15 protein-coding genes and 1 tRNA gene are annotated in these 17,127 nt (G+C 64.0%); 11 read left to right on the top strand and 5 right to left on the bottom strand.

All coding sequences use genetic code 11. The features are described from left to right. Position 1 precedes the first annotated feature (1 nt). The 4 genes from AAA989_RS00160 (at position 2) to AAA989_RS00145 (ending at position 4,464) form a co-directional block, all read left to right on the top strand. A complete protein-coding gene (locus AAA989_RS00160; RefSeq protein ID WP_338240371.1) occupies positions 2-343 on the top strand; it encodes a YbaB/EbfC family nucleoid-associated protein in 342 nt (113 codons plus the stop codon). Positions 344-383: 40 nt separating this feature from the next. Beyond that, positions 384-1,316, top strand: a complete 933-nt coding sequence (locus AAA989_RS00155; RefSeq protein WP_338240370.1) for a TonB family protein — start codon at positions 384-386, stop codon at positions 1,314-1,316. Positions 1,317-1,565: 249 nt separating this feature from the next. Beyond that, positions 1,566-3,953 carry an endopeptidase La gene (lon, locus tag AAA989_RS00150; RefSeq protein ID WP_338240369.1) on the top strand — a complete coding sequence of 796 codons (2,388 nt, stop codon included), beginning with the start codon at positions 1,566-1,568 and terminating at the stop codon, positions 3,951-3,953. A 238-nt stretch (positions 3,954-4,191) separates the two neighbouring features. Beyond that, positions 4,192-4,464 carry an HU family DNA-binding protein gene (locus tag AAA989_RS00145; protein ID WP_120075658.1) on the top strand — a complete coding sequence of 91 codons (273 nt, stop codon included), beginning with the start codon at positions 4,192-4,194 and terminating at the stop codon, positions 4,462-4,464. 84 nt (positions 4,465-4,548) lie between these two features. Here the strand turns inward: AAA989_RS00145 and AAA989_RS00140 are convergent, their stop codons facing one another. Continuing rightward, positions 4,549-5,367: a hypothetical protein gene (locus tag AAA989_RS00140; RefSeq protein ID WP_338240368.1), complete on the bottom strand. Its 819-nt coding sequence runs from the start codon at positions 5,365-5,367 to the stop codon at positions 4,549-4,551. Positions 5,368-5,370: 3 nt separating this feature from the next. Further along, positions 5,371-6,168 carry a TrmH family RNA methyltransferase gene (locus AAA989_RS00135; RefSeq protein WP_338240367.1) on the bottom strand — a complete coding sequence of 266 codons (798 nt, stop codon included), beginning with the start codon at positions 6,166-6,168 and terminating at the stop codon, positions 5,371-5,373. A 153-nt stretch (positions 6,169-6,321) separates the two neighbouring features. Between AAA989_RS00135 and AAA989_RS00130 the strand changes: the two genes are divergently transcribed. Further along, positions 6,322-6,407 (top strand) — tRNA-Tyr (locus AAA989_RS00130). A 79-nt stretch (positions 6,408-6,486) separates the two neighbouring features. Here the strand turns inward: AAA989_RS00130 and AAA989_RS00125 are convergent. Genes AAA989_RS00125 through AAA989_RS00115 form a run of 3 tightly spaced genes read right to left on the bottom strand, consistent with a single transcriptional unit; the run spans position 6,487 to position 10,433 of the window. Further along, positions 6,487-8,658, bottom strand: a complete 2,172-nt coding sequence (locus AAA989_RS00125; protein ID WP_338240366.1) for a malate synthase G — start codon at positions 8,656-8,658, stop codon at positions 6,487-6,489. Beyond that, positions 8,655-8,810, bottom strand: a complete 156-nt coding sequence (locus tag AAA989_RS00120) for a hypothetical protein (RefSeq protein ID WP_338240365.1) — start codon at positions 8,808-8,810, stop codon at positions 8,655-8,657. Before AAA989_RS00120 ends, AAA989_RS00125 begins: the two co-directional genes overlap by 4 nt. A gap of 30 nt (positions 8,811-8,840) precedes the next feature. Beyond that, positions 8,841-10,433 carry an isocitrate lyase gene (locus AAA989_RS00115; RefSeq protein WP_338240364.1) on the bottom strand — a complete coding sequence of 531 codons (1,593 nt, stop codon included), beginning with the start codon at positions 10,431-10,433 and terminating at the stop codon, positions 8,841-8,843. A gap of 146 nt (positions 10,434-10,579) precedes the next feature. Here AAA989_RS00115 and AAA989_RS00110 point away from each other — a divergent pair, with 146 nt between their 5' ends. The 6 genes from AAA989_RS00110 to pyrH all read left to right on the top strand — a co-directional run bounded on the left by AAA989_RS00110 (position 10,580) and on the right by pyrH (position 17,125). Next, positions 10,580-11,980 carry a helix-turn-helix domain-containing protein gene (locus AAA989_RS00110; protein WP_338240363.1) on the top strand — a complete coding sequence of 467 codons (1,401 nt, stop codon included), beginning with the start codon at positions 10,580-10,582 and terminating at the stop codon, positions 11,978-11,980. A 59-nt stretch (positions 11,981-12,039) separates the two neighbouring features. Next, complete coding sequence (locus AAA989_RS00105; RefSeq protein ID WP_338240362.1) at positions 12,040-12,792, top strand: phosphatidylserine decarboxylase; 753 nt, start codon at positions 12,040-12,042, stop codon at positions 12,790-12,792. Further along, positions 12,792-13,757 carry a CDP-alcohol phosphatidyltransferase family protein gene (locus tag AAA989_RS00100; protein WP_338240361.1) on the top strand — a complete coding sequence of 322 codons (966 nt, stop codon included), beginning with the start codon at positions 12,792-12,794 and terminating at the stop codon, positions 13,755-13,757. The genes AAA989_RS00105 and AAA989_RS00100 overlap by 1 nt, the downstream gene beginning before the upstream one ends. 422 nt (positions 13,758-14,179) lie before the next feature. Beyond that, positions 14,180-14,980 (top strand): 30S ribosomal protein S2, encoded by an 801-nt coding sequence (rpsB, locus tag AAA989_RS00095; RefSeq protein WP_338240360.1) that lies wholly within the window; start codon positions 14,180-14,182, stop codon positions 14,978-14,980. Between the two features lie 118 nt (positions 14,981-15,098). After that, a complete protein-coding gene (tsf, locus tag AAA989_RS00090; protein ID WP_338240359.1) occupies positions 15,099-16,025 on the top strand; it encodes a translation elongation factor Ts in 927 nt (308 codons plus the stop codon). Between the two features lie 377 nt (positions 16,026-16,402). Then, positions 16,403-17,125: a UMP kinase gene (pyrH, locus tag AAA989_RS00085; protein ID WP_338240358.1), complete on the top strand. Its 723-nt coding sequence runs from the start codon at positions 16,403-16,405 to the stop codon at positions 17,123-17,125. Positions 17,126-17,127: the final 2 nt, after the last annotated feature.

Raw genomic sequence — 17,127 nt, 5'->3', positions numbered from 1 at the left:
CATGCAGAACATGGAAGAAATGATGAAGGCCGCGCAGGAAGCGGCGCAGAAGATCCAACAGCAGATGAACGATGCGCAGGTGAAGCTGGACCAGATCGAGGTGGAAGGCAGCGCCGGCGGCGGCTTGGTGAAAGTGCGCGCCAGCGCGCGGGGCCGCATCCTCGGCGTCTCCATCGACGACAGCCTGTTCAAGGAAGAGGAAAAGGCGATCCTGGAAGACCTGGTGACCGCCGCCTTCAACGATGCCCGCGACAAGGCGGACCGCAAGGCGGGCGAACACATGGCCGAAATGCAGCAGGGCCTGGGCCTGCCGCCGGGATTCAACCTGCCGGGTATGGGGTAGGTCGAACTCTGCAGGACTGACGCCGTTGGGGAAGGGCGTGATGGGTATTTTCGAGTGCAGGGCGCTGTCTGCGCTGGTGCTGGCGGTTCTGCCGCTTTCTGCGGCCCACGCGCAATACGACGACTGGCTGCGGCTTCCCAAGACGGGGCCGTGGGTCATGGACTATGCCCAGGATAGCTGCGCGCTGCGAAGCCTGTTCGGGGAGGAGGGGCAGCAGGTCTATCTCGAACTGCGGCAATACCAGCCCGGTGAAGCGATGCAGCTGATCGTTTCCAGCGATGATTTGCGCCGAAGCGACCGCGGGTTTTCCTTCCGCAGCAGCCGCGGCGTTACCGCGAACTTCATTCCCGACAGCGAACCTCACGATCACGGGCGGCCGATGCCTATCGCTATCGACGGGTATGGCGAAGGCTACATTTCGCAGATCGGCATTCTCACAGCGGAGGAACGGCGTCTCGATACCCAGCTGACCGTGACGCAGGGTGTCGATCTCGCGATTACGCAGGAGCGACGCGAAGAGCGTGAGAACGAGATCACCGGTCTGGCCGTCGGCCGTGCGTTCAACGAGGATTTCGTTCTCGAAACGGGCGAGATGCGATCACCGATGAATGCTATGCGTACCTGCATGGACGAGCTGCTGACCCACTGGGGGATCGATGCGGAGGCGCACAAGAGCCTTGTTCGCCGCGTCCGGCCTCTCGAAATCGAAAGCTGGGCCAGGCGTCTGCAGGAAGAATACCCTAGGGACATGCTCTACCGCGGGGAGCAGGCCATCGTGAATATCCGCCTGACCGTGGACGAGAGCGGAAGGCCGAGCGATTGCGCCGTCCAGAACTCTCTCAACGAACCGACATTCGATGAGTTGGCATGCGAAATGCTGCTACGCCATGCGCGGTTCGAATCGGCCATCGCCGGCAATGGCGAGCCGATCGCCAGCTATTGGGTGACGCGGGTCATCTACACGATAGGATAGGAGAGCCAACCGTCGCCGGGGGAGGCCTTTTCCTACTGCCATCAGATTATGCGAGGGCCGAGTAATGCCGGTAATTCGCGGATCGCCCCTGCCTTCATGTGTGCTCGCCGCAATACCCCGGAATTTCCCCCTCAGGACAGTGTTCCATGTGTTCCACATTAGCTATCCACCCCTAAGCACAAAGCCGACGTTGCAGCCTTGGCGGGTCATGCCCATATTCCGTTCCAACCCAGAATTACGGAATTTCAAATGACTGCATTTCCCCTTCTTCCCCTGCGCGACATCGTCGTCTTTCCCGGCATGGTCGTTCCCCTGTTCGTGGGGCGCGACAAGTCGGTAGCGGCGCTGGAAGCGGCGATGGAGAACGGCAAGGATATCTTCCTCGTCGCCCAGATCGATCCTGCGTGCGACGATCCGGAGGCGGACGACCTCTACGACCTGGGCGTGGTGGCACAGGTGCTGCAGATGCTGAAACTGCCCGACGGCACCGTGCGCGTGCTTGTGGAAGGGCAGTTCCGCGCGAAGATGACCGAGATGCGCCTGTCCGACGATTTCGTGATGGCGCAGACCGAGCAGGTGGAGGAATCCACCGCCAGCGGCACCGAGGTGTCCGCCATGATGCGCAGCGCGCTGGGCCAGTTCACCGAATATGCCAAGTCGAACAAGAAGATGTCCGACGAGCTTGAGGAAGAGCTGGAAGCCATCGACGACGCCGGTCGTCTGGCCGATGCCATTGCCGCGAACCTTGCCGCCAAGGTCGAAACCAAGCAGCAACTGCTCGCCGAGGCCGATGCTCTGAAGCGTCTGGAAATGGTGTTCTCCGTGATGGAGGGCGAGCTTTCCGTCCTGCAGGTGGAAAAGAAGATCCGCGGCCGCGTGAAGCGGCAGATGGAGAAGACCCAGCGCGAATATTACCTCAACGAGCAGCTGAAGGCGATCCAGTCCGAGCTTGGCGGCGAGGGCGAGTACGGCGACGAGCTGGGCGAACTGGCGCGCCAGATCGAGGAGACGAAGCTCTCCAAGGAAGCCCGTGCCAAGGCCGAAAGCGAGCTGAAGAAGCTGCGTTCCATGCAACCGATGAGCGCCGAGGCGACCGTTGTTCGCAACTACCTCGAGGTGCTGCTGGGCCTGCCGTGGGGCAAGAAGAGCAAGCTGAAGAAGGATATCGGCAAGGCGCAGGAAGTGCTGGATGCCGATCACTACGCGCTCGAAAAGGTGAAGGATCGCATCGTCGAATACCTCGCCGTCCAGGCGCGCACCAACAAGCTGAAGGGGCCGATCCTGTGCCTCGTCGGCCCTCCCGGTGTCGGCAAGACCAGCCTCGGCAAGTCCATCGCCAAGGCGACCGGGCGCGAGTTCATCCGCCAGTCGCTGGGCGGCGTGCGTGACGAGGCCGAGATCCGCGGTCACCGCCGCACCTACATCGGCTCGCTCCCGGGCAAGATCGTATCAAACCTGAAGAAGGCCGGCACCAGCAATCCGCTGTTCCTGCTCGACGAGATCGACAAGCTGGGCCAGGATTTCCGCGGCGATCCCGCCTCCGCTCTGCTGGAGGTGCTGGACCCCGAACAGAACAACAAGTTCCAGGATCACTACCTCGAACTCGATATCGACCTGTCGGACATCATGTTCGTCACGACGGCGAACAGCCTCAACCTACCGCAGCCGCTGCTGGACCGGATGGAGATCATCCGGCTGGAAGGCTACACGGAGGACGAGAAGGTCGAGATCGCAAAGCGCCACCTGATCGACAAGCAGGTGAGCGACCACGGGCTGAAGGAAGGCGAATTCGAGCTGACCGAGGCCGGTCTGCGCGACCTGATCCGCTATTACACCCGCGAGGCCGGCGTGCGTACGCTGGAGCGCGAGATCGCCAAGCTTTGCCGCAAGAGCCTTCGCAAGATCCTCGAGAAGGAAGTCGAGAGCGTGACCATCACGCCCGAGAACCTCGGCGACTTCATGGGCGTGCGCAGGTTCAAGCACGGCATCTCGGAGGAAGAGGCGCAGGTTGGCGCAGTGACCGGCCTTGCCTGGACATCGGTGGGCGGCGAGCTGCTGACCATCGAAAGCGTCACCACGCCCGGCAAGGGCGAGGCGAAGACGACCGGCAAGCTGGGCGACGTGATGAACGAGAGCGTCGCCGCCGCCTTCAGTTTCGTGAAGGCGCGTGCGCCGGCCTACGGCATCAAGCCCAGCATCTTCCAGCGCAAGAACATCCATATCCACTTGCCCGAGGGTGCCGTTCCCAAGGACGGCCCGAGCGCGGGTATCGGCATGGTCACCTCCATCGTTTCCACCCTCACGGGCATCGCGGTGCGACCCGACGTGGCCATGACCGGCGAAGTGACCCTGCGCGGGCGCGTTCTGGCCATCGGTGGCCTGAAGGAAAAGCTGCTGGCGGCGCTGCGTGGCGGCATCAAGACGGTGCTGATCCCGGAAGAGAACGAGAAGGACCTCGCCGAAATTCCCGACAACGTGAAGGAAGGCCTGGAGATCATCCCCGTCAGTCACGTCGACCAGGTGCTGGAGCATGCCCTAACGGCGCTGCCGGCGCCGATCGAATGGACCGAGGCGGACGATCTGGCCAGCCAGCCGCATGGCCACGCGGGAGATCCGCCGGTCACGACCGCGCACTGAGTCGGCGGGATTCGGCGGGCCGCAAGCCTGCTGGCCAATTGTCCATCGGCGCTTTTTGAAGGCGCGGAGGCAACATTTGGGCAATCCGGCGAGATAATGCGTCGTGCTGTCCCGAAAATCCCGCTTTCCGACCGGCTTTGCCTTTGACAGAGCCCGGAAAACTCGCTCAATTCCCGTCATCGCAGAGCGATTCACGAATTTCGTCTCGAGTATAGAAAATGAGGGGGTTCTCCAGAACATGAACAAGAACGAACTGATCGGCGCGGTCGCGGATTCCAGTGGCCTGTCGCGCAACGACGCGACCAAGGCCGTCGAAGCTGTTTTCGACACCATCACCGGCACGCTGTCGAAGGGCGACGAAGTTCGCCTCGTCGGTTTCGGCACTTTCTCGGTCGCCAAGCGCAAGGCCTCGACGGGCCGCAACCCGCGCACCGGCGAACCGATGACGATCAAGGCATCCACCCAGCCGAAGTTCAAGGCCGGCAAGGGTCTGAAGGACGCGGTGAACTGACGTAACGCTTGCCGACCCGAACGGGTCAGGTGAGATGGGGCCGTCCTGCGGGGCGGCCCTTTTCATGTCCGGGCCGGGTGTTTCCTACTCGGCGAATTCGATCAGCGCAGTCGGTGCCGCCATGCTGTTGGCATCGATATTCCACGTGAGCACCTGGCCGCGCGGATCATCCGTCGGTCCCTCGTCGGTATTGTTGGCCAGGATTCGCGCGTCGGTAATGATGCGGAAGGTTCCGTCGACCGGGCGCATCTCGATCTGCGGGGTATCGTCAGCCTGTTCGCCCATCTCGCTCATCGCGCCGAACATGCCCATCATCATCGCACCCATGGGGTTGCCGCCAGTCGGCGCGAAGCCGGGGGCCGCAATGCGCGCACGGCCGTCGTCGCGCAGCCGGACGGAGACGAAAGCGTTGGACATGGGCATGTCCTCGAACGTGGGGAAATCGAAGTCGTGACCCAGTGTGCTCGTGATCGAGAAGTCCACGAGGAAGACGCCTTCCTCGACCACCTCCACGCTGTGCCAGCCGGCCTGCCGTTCCAGCATCGCGGTCATCTGCGCGACCTGTTCCTCGTCGGACATGTCGATACCGCCGATCATGCCTTCCATCATCTGCCGGCCCATTTCATTCTCGCGGGCGCGCTCGTCTAGTTCTTCCTGGGTGCAGGGTCGCTCCTTGCCGCTGGCCTCGTCGCGGCAAGGCTCCTCGCCCTCGGCCTCCTGCGCCATCTCCGCCAGCTGGGTGAGACCGGCCAGGACGATTTCACCCTGGTAAGAGAAGGTGAAATCCCGGTCGGCACCGATCTGAAGCGTCGAATCGAACGTGCCCGGCTGGAACAGGCAGCCGGACAGCATGGCGGTGGAGGCCAGCAGAGTGGCTCCGGCCGCAAGGCGCGTGAATTTCATCGATCATTCCCCCCGATTGCGTGTCGCTATCGCATATAGCGCAATTGCTCCTGCATTGGATACGTTGAGGCTCTCCATTGCCTCGCTGATCGGGAGGCGGGCGAGGGCGTCGCAATGCTGCGCGACGTTGTGGCGCATGCCTTCGCCCTCGGCACCCAGCACCAGCGCGACAGGTCCGGCAGGAAGCGCCTCGGCCAGTGTCGCCTCCGCTTCTCCGGCAAGGCCGATGCGCCAGTAACCGGCAGCCGCGATGTCCTCCAGCGCGCGGGAAAGGTTCACCACGCGCACCCAGGGCACCACTTCCAGCGCCCCCGATGCGGACTTGCCGATCACGCCGCCTTCGGGCGGGGCATGGCGATCCTGGGTGATGATCGCGGCAGCATCGAAGGCCGCGGCCGAGCGAAGGAGGGCGCCGACATTGTGCGGATCGGTGACCTGGTCGAGCACCACCAGCGGACGCGCCGGATCGCCATCCAGCACATCGTCCAGGTGAAGGTCTTCCAGCGGCTCGCAATCGAGCACCAGGCCCTGGTGCGGCGCATCCTTGGCCACCAGCCGCGCCAGGTCGGTGACGTCGGCATATTCCACCGGAAAGTCGGCCGGCAGTTCACCGTCGAGCGATTCGATTCCCTCACGCGTCGCCCACAGCTTGCGATGCTGGCGGCGCGGATTCATCAGCGCCGCTTCCACGGCGTGACGACCCCAAAGGCGAACGTGGCCCTTGGCCGCGCGCCCGGAACCGCGACCGCCCTGCATCCGTCCCGCGCGCCCGCGCAGTGCTCGCTTGTCCTTCTTGGCCATATCGGCTTGTCTCCTGGAAACTTTGGCGCCTCCTGCCAGCCCGCCCATTGACAGGCAAGCGACGCTTCGCCAAAGAGCCGCCTCTCGGTCGGACGGCTCCTTTTGGCAGGAGCGTATCTAGGCAGGCGAAAGCCCGCTTTCCGGCATCGGTATGGACAGGTGGCCGAGTGGTTAAAGGCAGCAGACTGTAAATCTGCCCGCGCAAGCGTACGCTGGTTCGAATCCAGCCCTGTCCACCACCGCCGCTCACAAGAAGACCAGCCGAAAGACGACCGCCGCAAGGTTTCCCGCGACGGCCGTCTTCCCCCTCTCCGGCTCTCAATCCCGCTGCTTTGCCAGTGCCCGCGCCCGGTGGAGGACCGGTTCGGTATAGCCGCTCGGCTGTTTCGTACCGGTCACGATCAGTTCGCGCGCCGCATTCAGGGCGATGGAGGTGCGGGCAGCGGTCGTCATCCGGCGATAGGCCGGGTCGCCTGCATTCTGGGCATCGACCCTGGCCGCCATGCGGTGCAGCGCTTCGTCCAGCATCAGCCGGTCGATCACGCCGTGATGCAGCCAATTGGCAATGTGCTGGCTGGAAATGCGCAGGGTGGCGCGGTCCTCCATCAGGCCCACGTCATTGATGTCGGGCACCTTGGAGCAGCCGATCCCGGCATCGATCCAGCGGACCATGTAGCCAAGGATGCCCTGCACGTTGTTGTCGAGTTCGGCGGCGATTTCCTCACCCGTCCAGTTGGTCTCCTCGGCGAGGGGCACGGTCAGCAGCTTTTCGACGGGGACGAGAGGCTCGGCCATGCGATTTTGCTGGCGCGCGGAGACGTCGCAGCGATGGTAGTGGGTGGCGTGAAGCGTTGCCGCCGTGGGGGAGGGGACCCAGGCCGTGCTTGCGCCGCTCATCGGGTGGCCGATCTTCTCTTCCAGCATGGCCTGCATCGCATCGGGCGCGGCCCACATGCCCTTGCCGATCTGCGCCCGCCCGGCGAAGCCGCAGGCGAGGCCGCAGGCGAGGCCGATCTGGACATTGCGATCCTCGTAGGCGGCGATCCACTCCGCGCGCTTGATCTCGGCCTTGCGCTGCATGGGGCCCGCCAGCATCGAGGTATGGATCTCGTCTCCCGTTCGGTCGAGGAAGCCGGTATTGATGAAGAAAATCCGGTCCTTCACCGCATGAATGCAGGCGGCAAGATTGGCGCTGGTCCGACGTTCCTCGTCCATGACGCCGATCTTCACGGTGTTGCGATCCAGGCCGAGCATGTCCTCCACTGCTGCGAAGAGGAGATCGGCGAAGGCGCATTCCTCGGGTCCGTGCATCTTGGGCTTCACGATATAGATCGAACCCGCGCGGCTGTTCTGCAGGCGACCGAGACGCTTCAGGTCGTGCAGCCCGATCAGTGTCGTGACGGCAGCATCCAGCAACCCTTCGAACATCTCGCTGCCATCGGACAGGCGCACGGCCGGCGTGGTCATCAGGTGGCCGACATTGCGAACCAGAAGCAGGCTGCGGCTGCGCAATTCGTGCTGGTCGCAATCGAGGTCGCGGTAGGTGCGATCGGGATTGGCGGTGCGCACGACCTTGGCATCGCCCTTGGTGAAGCTGGCGACGAGATCGCCGCGCAATGCCCCCAGCCAGTTGCGATAGGCGGCAACCTTGTCCGCCGCATCCACTGCGGCCACCGAATCCTCCAGGTCGACGATCGTCGAGAGCGCGGATTCGAGGCGGATGTCGGCAATGCCGGCAATGTCTTCGGCGCCGATCTCGTGCGCGGGATCGATCACGATCTCGATGTGGAGGCCGTTGTGCCGCAGCAGCAGATTGTCGCCCAGCGTGCCGACCAGCTGTGCGGGGTCGGCAAGTCTGGGCAGGCCGCCGGTCCACTCGGTCCAGGTGCCTGTGGCGAGCGGGACAGCGTCGTCGAGGAAGGCCTTCGCCCAGGCGATAACGTGCTGGCCGCGCTGGGGGTCATAGCCCGGCGCGTCAGGCGCGCTGCCGAGGGCATCGGTGCCGTAGAGCGCATCATAGAGACTGCCCCAGCGGGCATTGACGGCATTGAGTACGAAGCGGACGTTGATGGCAGGCACGACGAGCTGCGGACCGGCCACCTGCGCGATCTCGGCATCGACGCCGCGCGTGCCGATCGTGAAAGCGTCCGGCTCGGGCACGAGGTAGCCCATCTCGCGCAGCACACGCGGGGGTACGCCTGTTCCTGCATCGGGATTGGCGCGATGCCAGGCGTCGATCCGGTCCTGCAATTCCTCGCGCCGGTGCAGCAGCGCGCGGTTCTGCGGAGTGAAATCCCGCGCCAGAGCGGCGAGCCCAGACCAGAACCGGTCGGCGTCGATCCCTGTGCCGGGCAGGGCCTCCGTCTCGATGAACGTGGCGAGCAAGGGATCGACGTCCAGCCCCGCGCGGCGGACCAGGCCATTTGCTGGCTCGTCGCGCGGAGTGGTTTCGCTGCCGTGCTCGCGCTGGCGAGACGTTGTCGCCGTCATCGGCCGAAGCGTCCCATGCGATGGTGCAGATTCACCAGCTTGCGCGTCTCTGCATTGTCCTCGCCATTGCGGATGGCGACGGCCAGCGCGTTGCGGATGAGGCCGAAATCCTCGGTCGAGAAGACCGGGCGGGCTATCGTCGGGTGTGCCATTATACTTCTCCTTCTTCGCTTTGCGCGGACCTAGGCCGCAAACTGGTTCATGGTGTTGTTGGTGCCGCCCGCTTTCAGGGCCGCTTCGCCGGCGAAGGCTTCCTTGTGGTCATCGCCGATATCGGATCCGGCCATGTTCTGGTGCTTCACGCAGGCAATGCCCTGGCGGATCTCCTCGCGCTGGACCTGCTTGACGTAGCCAAGCATGCCTTCCTCGCCGAAGTAGCGCCTGGCGAGGTTGTCGGTGCTGAGCGCCGCCGTGTGATAGGTCGGCAGGGTGATCAGGTGGTGGAACACGCCCGCCCGCTTCGCTGCATCGCGCTGGAAGGTGCGGATCTTCTCGTCTGCCTCGATGGCCAGGTCGCTGTCGTCGTAGTGCTGGCTCATCAGCTGGTCCCGCTCGAACATCGACAGGTCGCGGCCTTCGGCTTCCCAGGCGTCATAGACCTGCTGGCGGAAGTTAAGCGTCCAGTTGAAGCTGGGCGAATTGTTGTAGACCAGCTTGGCGTTGGGGCAGACCTCGCGGATGCGGTCCACCATGCCTGCGATCTGCTCGACATGAGGCTTCTCGGTCTCGATCCACAGCAGGTCGGCGCCGTTCTGCAAGGCGGTGATGCAGTCTAGTACGACGCGGTCCTCTCCGCTTCCGGAACGGAACTGGAAGAGATTGGACGGCAGACGCTTCGGACGCACCAGCAGGCCATCGCGGTTCAGCAGCACGTCGCCCTTTTGGCCGACCCCTTCCACGGGCTCGCAATCGAGGAAGCGGTTGTACTGGTCGCCCAGGTCGCCGGGCTCACGGCTGTAGGCGATCTGCTTGGTAAGGCCTGCACCCAGCGAGTCGGTGCGGGCGACGATGATGCCATCGGGCACGCCGAGCTCGATGAAGGCATACCGAATGGCGCGGATTTTCTGCAGGAAGTCCTCGTGCGGAACGGTGACCTTGCCATCCTGGTGACCGCACTGCTTCTCGTCGGACACCTGGTTCTCGATCTGCAACGCGCAGGCACCGGCCTCGATCATCTTGCGGGCGAGCAGGTAGGTCGCCTCGGCATTGCCGAAGCCTGCATCTATGTCGGCAATGATCGGCACGACGTGCGTTTCGTGGCTGTCGATTGCCTTTTGCGCCGTCGCGGCAGCGGCCTCGTCGCCGCTCTCGCGTGCCCGGTCCAGTTGGCGGAACAGGCCGCCGAGTTCGCGGGCATCGGCCTGGCGGAGGAAAGTGTACAGTTCCTCGATCAGCGCGGGCACGCTGGTCTTCTCGTGCATCGACTGATCGGGAAGGGGGCCGAACTCGCTGCGCAGTGCGGCGACCATCCAGCCCGAAAGGTAGAGGTAACGGCCCTTGGTGGTGCCGAAGTGCTTCTTGATGGAAATCATCTTCTGCTGGCCGATGAACCCGTGCCAGCAACCCAGCGACTGCGTGTAGGCAGCGGGGTCGGCATCGTAGGCAGCCATGTCCGCACGCATCACCTTCGCGGTGTGGCGAGCTATCTCCAGCCCGGTCTGGAAGCGGTTCTGCATCCGCAGGCGCGCGGCGAATTCGGGGTCGATGCCTTTCCACGTGGCGCCATTGCGGTGCTTGATGGCGGACTGGCGATGGATTTCCTCGAAATAGGTCATGTTTAGTCGGTCCTTGGAAGCGGGTTTCTCGCCTGCGCTTCTGACACCTGATCGAGGAAGTTTCGTGCGATTCGTTGTAATGTTGTCGAACTTTACAGGATTTGCATGTAAAGTTGTAAAGTTCGACACTTCGACGAGGACCGGCGATGGCCGCAAAGACACTTTACCTGGGGCCGCGCCTCAAGAAACTGCGCCGCGAACTGGGGCTGACCCAGGCGAACATGGCATCCGATCTGGACATTTCCGCCAGCTACATCGCGCTGATGGAGCGCAATCAGCGGCCGGTGACGGCGGAAATGCTGCTGAAGCTGGCGACCACCTACCGCATCGACGTGGCCGATCTCGCCGACGGAGACGCCGACGAGACCGTTGCCCGCCTCCAGTCGGCCCTGCGCGACCAGCTGTTCGCCGATATCGCCATCGAACCGCTCGATATCGAGGACATCGCCACGAGCTACCCCGGCATGGCCGAGGCGCTGCTGCGTCTCTACACGGCATTCGGGGAGGATCAGCTGGCGCTGGCCGCTAGGCGCGAGGTGCGGCTGGGCGAACCATCCCAGTCCGCGAGCGACCCGGTGGCCGAGGCGCGCGCCTTCCTGGCTGCGCGGCGGAACTGCTTCCCCACGCTGGACGACAGCGCCGGCGAAGCGGCGCGAACGCTGGGCAGTTTCGAGGCCATGCGGGACCATATCGCCGAGAAGCATGGTCTCGATCTGCGACTGGCAGACGATGGCCTGCTGCGCGGCGGGATGCGCTGGCACGACTATCACCGCCGCCGGGTCCACATTTCCGAACGGCTCGACCATTCCGGGCGCCGGTTCCAGGCGGCCCTGCAACTCGCCATCATGGATCAGGGGGAAGCCATCGACGCGCTTCTGGCCGAGGGCCGCTTCTCCGGCGAGGACACTGCCCGCCTCGTGCGCCGTGCCCTGCAATCCTACTGGGCGGCTGCCCTGCTGATGCCCTACCGCGCCTTTCGAACCGCGGCGGAAGACCTGCGCTACGATGTCGAGGCCCTGGCCGCGCGTTTTTCCGTGAGTTTCGAGCAGGCGGCACACCGGCTCACCACGCTCCAGCGGCCGGGCGAGGAGGGGGTGCCGTTCTTCTTCCTGCGGGTGGACCGGGCAGGCAATGTCTCCAAGCGGCTGGACGGCGCGGGCTTTCCGCTGGCGCGGCACGGCGGGGCATGCCCGCTATGGAACATCCACCAGGTTTTTTCCGCCCCGGGCGTGGTGGATGCGCAGGTGATCGAACTGCCCGATGGAGAGCGATACCTTTCCATCGCTCGCACCGTGCGCGCCGGGGGAGGGCGCTTCGGCGAACGCAGCGTGCTGCGCGCAGTGGCGCTGGCCTGTTCGGCGGACCACGTCGACCGGCTCGTATACAGGGAGGCCGTGAAGGCCAGCGAACCGACGCCGATCGGGGTAGCCTGCCGCCTGTGCCATCGCCCCCGCTGCATCGCGCGATCCGCCCCACCGCTGGGCCGCGAGTTGATACCCAGCCGGTTTCGCGACAGCGGAATGCCGTTCGACTTCTCTGCGGAATAGGCGGGGGACAGCGGCCCGTTTCGCTTGTCCGCCGTGATCGGAGCGCATAGACTCCGGATATGGCTGGTGAACTGAGAGACAATCGCGGTCGCGGCGATGCGGAGTGGAGCCTTCCGACGATCCATCCGGAAGGCCGCAAGTTCGGCATGATCGCCATGGGTATCGCGCTGGCCATCCTGCTGATCCTCGACTGGGAATTGCTGGGCTGGCCCCTGCTGTTCCTTTCGGTTGGCGTCTTCGCCTTCTTCCGCGATCCGGAGCGAGTCGTGCCGCAGGGCGAGCGGCTGATAGTCTCGCCCGCCGATGGCCAGGTTTCGCTGATCACGCAGGTCCTTCCGCCCGCCGAACTGCAACGCGACGATGAGCAGGAGGGACGCGGCCTCGGAGCTGTCCCTGTCACGCGCATCTCGATCTTCCTGTCGGTGTTCGACGTGCACATCAATCGCGCGCCGGTGGCGGGCACCGTGAAGCGGGTCGTCTACATTCCCGGCACCTTCATGAACGCCGATCTCGACAAGGCGAGCGAGGAGAACGAGCGACAGCATATCCTGGTGGAACAGGGCGACGGCACGTGCATCGGTTTTACCCAGATCGCCGGAATGGTGGCGCGCAGGATCGTCCCCTTCGTGAAGCCGGGTGACATCGTCGCCGCAGGGCAGCGCGTGGGCCTGATCCGCTTCGGTAGCCGGGTGGATGTCTACCTGCCTGCGGGTACGGAGCCGAAGGTCCTGCTGGGTCAAAGGGTTGTTGCGGGAGAGACGGTGCTGGCCGAAATTGGAACGATGGGGCTTCTCGAGGGTGTTAATCAGTGATGACAAGCCCTGATGACGAGCAAGACGACTTCGACGATACCGAAACTGCCACTGCGGGGCCCGCATGGCTTGGCCCGAAGGCGAGCGAACACGAGCGCGTGACGCGTTCACGCGCGGGCCCGGGTCTGTCGCTGCGAGCGGTGTTGCCCAACGCGATCACGGCGGCTGCGCTTTGTTCGGGCCTGACCAGCATACTTTTCGCCATTGGCGGGCAGTGGCCGCAATCGGTGTTCGCCATGATACTGGCAGGCGTGCTGGATGCGATGGACGGACGTATCGCCCGGCTTCTGAAGGCGCAATCGCGCTTCGGTGCCGAGCTCGACAGCCTGTCCGATTCCGCCAGCTTCGGCATCGCCCCCGCGCTGGTCCTCTATCTCTGGGCCCTCGTTGATGCGCCGCGCTTCGGCTGGCTGGCTGCGCTGGCCTATGCGATCTGCTGTGCGCTGCGACTTGCCCGCTTCAACGCGCAGATCGATGTCGACGATCAGCCTCACAAGTCCGCCGGATATCTCACCGGCGTCCCGGCGCCGATGGGCGCGGGCTTTGCCTTCATGCCGATGTATCTGTGGCTGGCAACGGGTGAGCCGATCTTCCGCGAAGCCTGGCTGGTGGGCCCCTGGATCATGCTGGTCGCCCTGCTCATGGTCTCCAACATGGCGACGCCAAGCTGGAAGTCGCTGCGTCCGTCGGGCGACTTCAAGCTGATCTTCATTGCGCTGGCGGGCTTGCTGGTGGGCGGTCTGCTGATCGAGACCTGGTGGACGCTGGTGCTGATCGGTGTGGTCTACATGGTGCTGATCGCGTGGGCGGTCAGCGGCTATGCCAAGGTGAAGCGGGAGCGGCGCGCCGCAGGTGCCGCAATGAATACCGAGGAAACAGACCTGGCGGTTACGCCGCCAGCAGCACGAAAGCCTCTTTCGGACGGCGAAGCGGAACCGTCGCCTTCACGGGACCGCGATCGATAGCGGCCAGTTCCGCACGGATCTCTTTCCAGCGGATCACGCCGCGGCGGATCGACGCGTGGCAGGAGATCAACGCAGCCGCGGCCACGAAACCGAAGAACACCGAAATCGCTATCGCTACAGTCATGTCTTCAAACTCCGCGTTTGTTCCTGTTGCGTTCCGTGTTCCACTTTCGTTCCAGTCCGTCAAGCGCTTTTTGTTCCGGATGTGTTCCGCCCTTACGGATCGCTCTGCGTTTTTGGGGTGGATTTCCCGCCCTACATCCGTTAGTGGCGCGACCGCCTGAAGGGCAGGAACGATTCCCGTTTCCGCTGGCGATGGCAAAATCCACATGGAAGGCACTGACATACCGGTGCCGCCTCGCGCGTTATCGCAACAGGCCGGTTCCCCGTCTTCCAGAGGCTTAACCGGAAAGGAATTATCTATGGCGGCTCCTACCGTCACCATGCAGCAATTGATCGAGGCCGGCGCACACTTCGGCCACCAGACCCACCGCTGGAACCCGCGGATGAAGCCGTACATCTTCGGCAGCCGCAACGGTGTTCACATCATCGACCTGTCGCAGACCGTGCCGCTGATGGCGCGCGCGCTGGACTTCGTTTCCAGCACCGTTCGCGCAGGTGGCAAGGTGCTGTTCGTCGGCACCAAGCGCCAGGCGCAGGAGCCGATCGCCGAAGCCGCGCGTTCGTGCGGCCAGCACTTCGTCAACCACCGCTGGCTGGGCGGCATGCTCACCAACTGGAAGACGATCAGCCAGTCGATCAAGCGCCTGAAGACGCTGGAAGAGCAGCTGGCCGGCGACACCCATCTGCTGACCAAGAAGGAAGTCCTGCAGCTGACGCGCGAGCGCGACAAGCTTGAGCTTTCGCTCGGCGGCATCCGCGACATGGGCGGCATCCCTGACGTGATGTTCGTGATCGACGCCAACAAGGAAGACCTCGCCATCAAGGAAGCCGGAGTGCTCGGCATCCCGGTGATCGGCGTGCTCGATACCAATGTCGATCCGACCGGCATCGCCTTCCCGATCCCCGGCAACGACGACGCCAGCCGCGCCGTGCGCCTCTATTGCGATGCCGTGGCCAAGGCCGCCAGCACCGGCCAGAATGAAGGCGTCGTGGACTCCGGCGCCGACATCGGTGCCATGGACGTTCCCCCGGAAGAGGCCGCCGTTGCCGAAACCCCGGCAGAGGAAGCGCCCGCCGAGGAAAGCAAGGCCGACGCCTGATCCTTGCATGCGATGCGCGGCACGTAAGCCGCGCGTCACATTCACAGCACAAGGGGCCGGTTCACCAATTCCCCCCGTTGGTGAACCGGCACCCGACCTAACCTGAAGGAATACCGACATGGCTGCATTTTCCGCATCCGACGTGAAAGCCCTGCGCGAGAAGACCGGCGCGGGCATGATGGACGCCAAGAAGGCGCTCGAAGCTTCCGACGGCGATATCGAAGCCGCGATCGACGCGCTGCGCGCCAAGGGCCTGGCCACCGCCCAGAAGAAGTCCAGCCGCACCGCGGCAGAGGGCCTGGTCGGCGTTGCCGTCGAAGGCACCAAGGGCACTGCCGTCGAAGTGAACTCGGAGACCGACTTCGTTGCCAAGAACGAGAAGTTCCAGGATTTCGTGCGCAAGACCACGCAGGTGGCCCTGGGCATGGACAGCGACGACGTGGAAGCGCTGAAGGCCGCATCCTATCCCGACGGCGGCACCGTGGGCGACAAGCTGACCGACAACGTCGCGACCATCGGCGAGAACCAGCAGGTGCGCCGCATGCAGACGGTGAATGTCGCCAACGGCATCGTCGTGCCCTACATGCACAACGCGCAGGCGCCCAACCTGGGCAAGATCGGCGTCCTCGTGGCGCTGGAAAGCGATGCCGGTGCCGATGTGCTGGAGCCGCTCGGCAAGCAGCTCGCCATGCACATCGCCGCTGCCTTCCCGCAGGCGCTCGATGCCGACAGCCTCGACCCCGAGGTGATCGAGCGTGAGCGCAAGGTCGCGGCCGAAAAGGCTGCCGAAAGCGGCAAGCCCGAAAACGTCCAGGAAAAGATGGTCGAAGGCGCGGTGAAGAAGTACGCCAAGGAAAACGCGCTGCTGAGCCAGATCTACGTGATCGACAACAAGACGCCGATCGCCGACGTCGTGGCCCAGGCCGGCAAGGAAGCCGGGACGCAGATCGTCCTGAAGGACTATGTCCGCTTCCAGCTGGGCGAAGGCATCGAGAAGGAAGAAAGCGATTTCGCGGCGGAAGTCGCGGCTGCCGTCGGCGGCTGATCGTCTCTTTCACAACGAATCGCAAACAAGGCGGCGAAGTTGACACTGTCAACTTCGCCGTTTTGCTATCTGCCTGATAAATAGCGCGAATATCTCGCCATCTGCTTGACACTTGTCCGACAGCGCGCGCGAAAGCGATCTGGATGGCAAAGCGGCGAAAACCGACGATGGAAAAGAGCCGCTGCGAAGCTAAGGGCGCGGCCCATCCGATAGAATGGTCCGCTCGGCAACGGCTTCACGGGCCCCCTGGCTGATGCTTCGAGCGACATTCCGAGGGAACTCAAGCCCTGGCAAAACCAAGGCGGGAACCCTTGGCAGTTTCGCCCGCTCGCTCTAGAAGCCCGCAAACCCCGCTTGCCCAGAGGATTAATCCACCCATGCTGCTGCCGAACTCAAAGCGCATCTTGCTGAAACTTTCGGGCGAAGTGCTGATGGGGGAACACGAATTCGGCATCGATCCCGAATATGTGGCGCGGCTGGCGGAAGAGGTGAAGGCGGCCAAGGAAACCGGTCTCGAGATCTGCCTCGTCATCGGCGGCGGCAACATCTTTCGCGGCATGGCCGGCGCGGCCAAGGGGCTGGACCGCACCACCGGCGATTACATGGGCATGCTGGCGACGGTGATGAACGCGCTGGCCATGCAGGCGGCGCTGGAAAAGCTGGGCGTGCAGACCCGCGTGCAGAGCGCCATTCCCATGGCCGCCGTATGCGAACCCTACATCCGCCGCAGGGCGGAACGGCACCTGCAGAAGGGGCGGATCGTGATTTTCGCCGCCGGAACGGGCAATCCGTTCTTTACCACCGATACCGGCGCCGCGCTGCGGGCGGCGGAAATGAACTGCGATGCGCTGCTGAAAGGCACCAGCGTGGACGGGGTCTACAACAAGGACCCCAAGCGCTTCCCCGATGCGCAGCGCCATGAAACGATTAGCTATTCGAAGGTTTTGAGTGATAACCTCAAGGTGATGGATGCTGCCGCCGTCGCGCTGTGCCGCGAGAACGACATTCCCATCGTGGTCTTCTCGATCCGCGAAAAGGGCAATGTCGCACGCGTGCTGGCGGGCGAGGGCGTACAGACGATTGTCAGGAAGGATGACTGAAG

Source organism: Aurantiacibacter hainanensis, from assembly GCF_036321025.1.
Lineage (GTDB): Bacteria > Pseudomonadota > Alphaproteobacteria > Sphingomonadales > Sphingomonadaceae > Alteraurantiacibacter > Alteraurantiacibacter hainanensis.
This window is presented reverse-complemented; position numbering and strand designations above follow the sequence as displayed.